This window comes from Streptomyces sp. NPDC002306, from assembly GCF_053593435.1.
Window position 1 is genome coordinate 1 of record NZ_JBSFCK010000103.1, and the last position, 6059, is coordinate 6059.

At 65.3% G+C, this 6059-nt stretch carries 6 protein-coding genes and 1 pseudogene; 5 read left to right on the forward strand and 2 right to left on the reverse strand.

Annotated features, from left to right (window positions below; genetic code table 11):
• Positions 1 to 94: 94 nt before the first annotated feature.
• Positions 95 to 499: pseudogene (locus ACWCQK_RS41795) on the forward strand (transposase); the annotation flags it as partial.
• Between the two features lie 58 nt (positions 500 to 557).
• Entirely contained in the window at positions 558 to 878 is a 321-nt protein-coding gene (locus ACWCQK_RS41800) for a MafI family immunity protein (RefSeq protein WP_451164457.1), read from the forward strand.
• A gap of 303 nt (positions 879 to 1181) precedes the next feature.
• On the opposite strand, the gene ACWCQK_RS41805 is transcribed toward ACWCQK_RS41800, so the two are convergent.
• Both ACWCQK_RS41805 and ACWCQK_RS41810 read right to left on the reverse strand, forming a co-directional pair.
• The gene (locus ACWCQK_RS41805) at positions 1182 to 1478 is read right to left on the reverse strand and encodes a hypothetical protein (protein ID WP_451164466.1); all 297 of its coding nucleotides are present in this window, start codon (positions 1476 to 1478) and stop codon (positions 1182 to 1184) included.
• Complete coding sequence (locus tag ACWCQK_RS41810; protein ID WP_451164459.1) at positions 1475 to 1789, reverse strand: hypothetical protein; 315 nt, start codon at positions 1787 to 1789, stop codon at positions 1475 to 1477. The genes ACWCQK_RS41805 and ACWCQK_RS41810 overlap by 4 nt, the downstream gene beginning before the upstream one ends.
• A 159-nt stretch (positions 1790 to 1948) precedes the next feature.
• Between ACWCQK_RS41810 and ACWCQK_RS41815 the strand changes: the two genes are divergently transcribed.
• The 3 genes from ACWCQK_RS41815 (at position 1949) to ACWCQK_RS41825 (ending at position 5735) form a co-directional block, all read left to right on the forward strand.
• The gene (locus ACWCQK_RS41815; protein ID WP_451164461.1) at positions 1949 to 3325 is read left to right on the forward strand and encodes an IS1380 family transposase; all 1377 of its coding nucleotides are present in this window, start codon (positions 1949 to 1951) and stop codon (positions 3323 to 3325) included.
• 1315 nt (positions 3326 to 4640) lie between these two features.
• A complete protein-coding gene (locus ACWCQK_RS41820; protein WP_451164463.1) occupies positions 4641 to 5243 on the forward strand; it encodes a hypothetical protein in 603 nt (200 codons plus the stop codon).
• A gap of 15 nt (positions 5244 to 5258) precedes the next feature.
• Entirely contained in the window at positions 5259 to 5735 is a 477-nt protein-coding gene (locus ACWCQK_RS41825) for a hypothetical protein (protein ID WP_451164465.1), read from the forward strand.
• Positions 5736 to 6059: the final 324 nt, after the last annotated feature.

The following is a 6059-nucleotide window of genomic DNA, read 5'->3' on the forward strand; positions in this document are numbered from 1 at the left end:
AGCTGCAGACACTCCTCGCCCTCTGGACCGGCGCCTGCCCCACCTGCCACCGCAACATACCCACACCCATACGAACCTGACCAAGCCCTACTAGGCCCCTGCCGGTCACCCCGAACGGCACCCTGGCACCTACCACCGCACCCATGGCGTCCGCTACTTCCACGGCCGCCACTCCATCGGTGACAACACCCTGTGGGGCGTCAACCGCCGCAAGAAGGGAGCTGGCAACACCCTGGCCGCACTCAGGTCGGTCCGTGCGGCCCGCTCGGACGGCGCTCCGATCTACGTCATCTTGGACAACCTCTCCGCCCACAAGGGCGGCAAGACCCGGTGCTGGGCGAAGAAAAACCGGGTCGAGTTATGCTTCACCCCGACCTACGCCTCTTGGGCCAACCCGATCGAGGCCCACTTCGGGCCGCTGCGACAGTTCACCGTCGCCAACTCCCATCACCGCAACCACACCGTCCAGGCCCGGGCCCTGCACGCCTACCTGCGCTGGGGCGGACGACCGACGAAAGTCGCGTGACCTCGATCAGAGCACCGGCGACACTGGCGCCATGACCGATGATCGCAAGGCTCTGCAGGCCAGCTGGAATCAGACCCGTGACTACCTCGACGCTGCCCGAGTGCACCTCACACGCCTGCCGGACATCGATCTCTCAGCGACACTGGAGTTCCTGGAGCACAACGAGCTGGGACTCGCCTTCGACTGCCTGGTCGATCTCGGTGACGACCTCGACCTACCCCTCAGTTTCTGGCAGCACCTGGACCGAGCGGCTCGTGAGATGCGGCTTTACAGCGATGCCCTGCACAGGTCCCACCTCACAGCTGCCGACCTCTGTCGCCGTCACCTCGCCGCTGCCTCCGAGCAGGAATGATCCACCAACCTGGCCAACCTTCCCGGTCAGAGCACTACCTAGCCTCGCGCTTTCATGAAGCAGGCTGTCCGAGGGCTGATTCAGGAAACGGAAAGTGCTCTTGACCTGCAACGATGGGACTTGCTGAGGGTCCTCTCGACTGCAAGGGAAAGAGCACTTTCCAGGTGACAGAGCCTACCGAGTTGTACCCGCGCGTCCGTGTCCAGGGAGACGGCCGCCAGATGGCCTCGCAGGCCGGTTCGGTCCTGCTATGGAGTCGGCGGACCGTCAAGAAGAATCGCGACTGGAGGCGGTGGTGCCTGCTCAGCCGTCGGTTTGTTCGCCGACGAGGAATCCTTCGGCCCAGTGGGTTTGACCCACGGTGTACTCGTGCACGTGGAAGCCGTTGGGATGGTCCCTGAATCCGGGTAGGGTGCGCGCCTGCTCGATGCGTTGTTCCACCCGTTGCTGGCTCGAGTACAGGCCGAGGAACGTGAAGCTGTCCTCGCTGTCGTCCCAGAAGAGCGGTTCGCCGTCTTCCACGAAGTCGACGGTGGTGGGAGCACCCGGCTCGTCCGCGAAGTGATGCCTGTGCACCAGGAGGTAGAGCGTCCGGTTCATGAGTCTCGCCTAAGCCCTTCGGGGTACACCGTGATGAACCCCTCGTTCCACAAATCCTCGTCCACCGTCACGGGTGCGATCTCGAAACAATCAGGTTCGTCCCGGAACCCTGGAAGCTTCCTGGAGATCTCCCGCTGCCTTTCCGCGACTGCCTGGTCCGGGTAGATGCCGATGATCCGCCACTCCTCCTCGTCCAGGTGGATGGTGCCGTCCGCATCGAGATGGATGACCCGTTCGTCCTGCTCCACCGCGAGATGGCGCGCGTGCCACAGCACGTAGAGATCGCCGTCAGGTTCGTGTTCGTCTGCCATCGCGGGAATTCTCCCTTGCTGGTGTGACGCTCGGGGGCGGCAGAGTTCGCGCCCCATATTGTGTCCGGCGGGTGATCAGAAACGCGAAGAGTGCCCCTGACCTGCAACGATGGGACTTGTCTAGGGTCCAGGTCGTCACAGGAAAGAAGCACTCTCCAGGTGAAGAAGCGTATCGGGTCCTACCCGCGGGTCCGTACCGAGGGCGGTGGTCGCGAGGTGGTCTCCCAGGCCGGTGGTGTGCTGCTGGTCGAGACGATCCGCAAGACCGGCCTGGACCAGGCGATATCGGCGGCGCTGGCACCGTGGCGGAAGCCGAGGGCGGTACACGATCCAGGGAAGATCCTGCTGGATGTAGCGCTCGCGGTCGCGCTGGGCGGTGACTGCCTGGCCGATGTCGGGATGCTGCGGGCCGAGCCGGCCATGTTCGGGCAGGTGGCCTCCGATCCGACGGTCTCCCGACTGATCGACACTCTGGGCGCGGCCGGTCCGAAGGCCCTGACGGCGATCAGGACCGGGCGGGCACAAGTGCGTGCACACGTCTGGAAGTTGGCCGGAGCCGCGGCGCCGGATGCCGACGGGCAGGTGACCGTGGACCTCGACGGGGTGCTGGTGATCGCGCACTCCGACAAGCAGGATGCTGCCCCGACCTGGAAGCGGACCTACGGCCATCACCCGCTGATGGCCTTCGTCGACCACGGCCCGGGCGGCACCGGGGAACCCGTCGCGGCCCTGCTCAGACCCGGCAACGCGGGCTCGAACACCGCCTCCGACCACATCACCACCACCCGCCTGGCCCTGGCCCAGCTGCCGAAGGAGTACCGGCGCGGGCGGCAGACCCTGATCCGCACTGACTCCGCGGGCGGCACCCACGACTTCGTCGCCTGGCTCGCGAAGCGAGGACGCTGGCTGTCCTACTCGGTCGGCATGGTGATCACCGACGTGATCCACCAACACGTGCTGAAGGTCCCCGCATCCGCCTGGACACCGGCCGTCGAGGCAGACGGCGAGATCCGGGACGGCGCCTGGGTCGCCGAACTCACCGGCGATGTCCTGACCGGCTGGCCGACAGGTATGCGGCTCATCGTCCGCAAGGAAAGACCACACCCCGGGGCCCAGTTGAGGCTCACCGACGCGGACGGCATGCGTCTCACGTGCTTCGCGACGAACACCACCGGCCTGCCGATCGCCGCACTCGAGCTCCGCCACCGCATGCGTGCCCGGGCCGAGGACCGCATCCGGGCCGCCCGGGCCACCGGCCTGCGCAACCTGCCCCTGCACGACACCGCCCAGAACCACATCTGGCTCGAGATCGTACAGATCGCGTTGGACCTGCTGGCCTGGATGCCCATGCTCGCCCTGACCGGCAAGGCCCGGCTATGGGAACCCCGCCGACTGCGACTCCGCCTGTTCACCACGGCCGGACAACTCGTCACCACCGGACGCCGGCGCATCCTCCGCCTCGCGGCTCACTGGCCCTGGACCCACGAGATCACAGCAGCACTCGACCGGCTCGCCCAATTCCTCGCCCCCGACTGACCAGCCGTCCACCCGTCCCGACGACCAGCCCCCCCCCACCCGGAGCAGTGGAACCCGGCGCCCACCCGACGCGACACCCGGGCCGCCACCATGCCCACCATCAGCCACCGAAAGCGAAACGGTCCACCGACTCCGTCGGTGGACCGTCATGCAAGATCGAGGCTAGTGATTCAATAGCGTCACTTCGCAGCCGCAGAAACAAGCCACAATTACAGTGATACACATTTCCGTACTTGCCCAAAGTCTGGCGACACGATTCACACCATACGTCCCCCCATAGCTCAAGCACGGATTCGCCGAAATTCCTGATTTTCGAGTAGGTGTTGCCGTGGGGGCAGTCCCTGAGCCGTCCGAGGCCGACCAACGTCGACAGGCGGCGCCCAAGGAGGACGACTTCCACCCCCCTCTCGCCTGGGCCCCCGCCGGTGATCTTTCACACTGGACGTTTATGTCTGCACCCGGAGAACTAAGTTGACGCACACTGATCTCGCGCCCCGCGACCCGCGCCAGGTGTGTGTCTAACTGCGTGACAACGCCGACTAGCGACGGCGAACGAGCACGAACGCCTGCGGACCGTCAGCGCAGGCGAGGGCCGCACTGGCCCAGGCGGCACCCCCACCCAAGTTGCTTCGGGAGCAAGCAGTCTTCAAGCAAAGCGCCTATCCCCGCGCGTTCCACCCTGAGGAGACGGCATCGCGGGCGAGGCACCCCGTGGGGTGCTGCTGCGGCCTCATGGATCCCGGTTTCCGGCTCTTGGTCGCTACTGCCGACCCCGGACTCCTCCACCAACACTTCCCCAGCCACCTACAGCACCGACCCGCCCGGCCAGCCAGCGCTCCATCAACCGCGCGTCCACCGGCACCCGCAGATGCCTCCCCACCGGCCGCTGCCAGTCATAGTGACTGACCAACTGCATCATGCTCGCGGGAATCCCGAGCGGCGCTGGCAGCACGGCCCACACAGCGCCGATTGGTTGCCTCGAGCCCGTCGCCCGACCAACCAAAGTGGTTCACCGGCCTGTCCGGCGAACTGTCATGAAGATCGAGGGTAAATTCAAGGATCAATCCTTTAGATTCCTTGATTGAGCAAAAAGGTTGTTAAAAGGGCAACATCCTCGCGCTCGCGCGATCGATTCGCACCGACGGAGCGTGAGATTCCGCTTGCTTGCAGGGCCAAGGTGTAGCCAATGCCCCATCTTCAATGGCCCGGCTCAAGTCTTGCTCAGATCAGTCGAGTTTCCTTGACGATCACCCAGGCAGTCCGCGATTGTTCTGTTCATGCCGCTCCCGGGGGGGGAGCGGCAACGGAGGGAACAATGAACGCCATAACTCGCGCATGCACAGCCGCTACACTGATCGCTTTTCTCGCCTTGGGGTCCGGGGGCGTGGGAACTGCATTTGCGGACGACGCCCCAATACCGGTCAATGCCGACCAAGACGGGAACCCGATCCCTCAGGCGCCGGACGACGCCGACGCCGTCGCCAACGGTGGCGTACACCCGGACAGTTGCCAGCAAGACTCGATCATCTCCATCACCAAGGCCAAGAGCGTGTTCGTCGGTGACAAGTCCAAGACCGTCCACGGACAGTCCGGCGTCACGCTCTCGGTCACGGTGGCCAAGGGCCACACCTGGACCGGCACCTTCACATATGCGGCAAAGCTCAGTCAGTCGATCATCGTTGCTTCCGCCGAGGAGACCTTCGGCGGCTCGGTCTCCTACGCGAAGACCACCACCGTCACCCTTGGCGGCTCGTGGAAGGTTCCGGCGAGCCAGAGGGACGGATGGCTCGCCCTCGGCTCGAAGGGATACTCCTTCAACTGGGAGCAGGGTTCCTACAACGGTGGCTGCGAGTGGAGGGTCACGAACCACGGGACCGCCAAGCTCCCTGCACTCTCGCCCTACATCGCCCACTCGTGAGCCGAGGACGATCTGATGAAGCCTTCCCTGCTGGCAGTCGGCCTGTCGGCCCTGGTGCTCGTGTCGGCCTGTTCCGGCGAGGCTCACCCGCAGGCGACCTCCACCCACGGGGCGGAGACGGGGGCCAGCGCACCCCCCTCTGCGATAGAGACCCCAACGAGCCCGGACCGCCTTCCCAATCCGGTCCAGTCGTCGCTCCCTGTCGGATCGAAGACGCTGTACACAAAAACGGGTCACGGTAAGGGCGGTGTCAGTCTTCCCGCGTCAGCGGGTAAGGCCTCATCCATCACGGTGATGTGGACATGCGCCGGGCCCTCCAATTTCGACATCATCGCCACCGGAAAGCCTCTCGCCGGGTCTCAGTGCGGTGACGGGACCGGCGTATACACCGCCGAAATACCGCACGCTCATATGCACGAACTGGCGTGGAAGTTCTCGGCGGCCGATTCGGTGGTCTGGCGAATCGTCGTCACCCAGCCACCAGGGAAATAGAAACGAGCGCACCGACGCCTGGCAGCATCCCTCGCGTTCTTCGGACGAGCTACGCGACGCGTTCTCGCGCCGAGCCACGCTCGTCAACGCGAGGGTCCGTGCAGACGTGAGCCGCCAGAAGAAGGCCGCAGTGTCCACGGCGCCCAAGCGGGACGAGTTTTAGACACCGTTTCCTTTGGCGTTCGTGGTCGTTGAAGGGTTCATGACGGATCTGGTTGAGCGGCTGGTCCCGGACGAGTTGTGGGAACTGTTCCGGCGGGTGGTGCCGCCGACGGAGGTCATACGCCCGCAAGGCGGCGGCCGTCGACGGGCAGGCGACCGTGA

Bases quoted from the DNA above. Each gene is read 5' to 3' on its own strand.
- ACWCQK_RS41800 (WP_451164457.1), top strand. From the start codon at position 558: ATGACCGATGATCGCAAGGCTCTGCAGGCCAGCTGGAATCAGACCCGT.
- ACWCQK_RS41805 (WP_451164466.1), bottom strand. From the start codon at position 1,478: ATGAACCGGACGCTCTACCTCCTGGTGCACAGGCATCACTTCGCGGAC.
- ACWCQK_RS41810 (WP_451164459.1), bottom strand. From the start codon at position 1,789: ATGGCAGACGAACACGAACCTGACGGCGATCTCTACGTGCTGTGGCAC.
- ACWCQK_RS41820 (WP_451164463.1), top strand. From the start codon at position 4,641: ATGAACGCCATAACTCGCGCATGCACAGCCGCTACACTGATCGCTTTT.
- ACWCQK_RS41825 (WP_451164465.1), top strand. From the start codon at position 5,259: ATGAAGCCTTCCCTGCTGGCAGTCGGCCTGTCGGCCCTGGTGCTCGTG.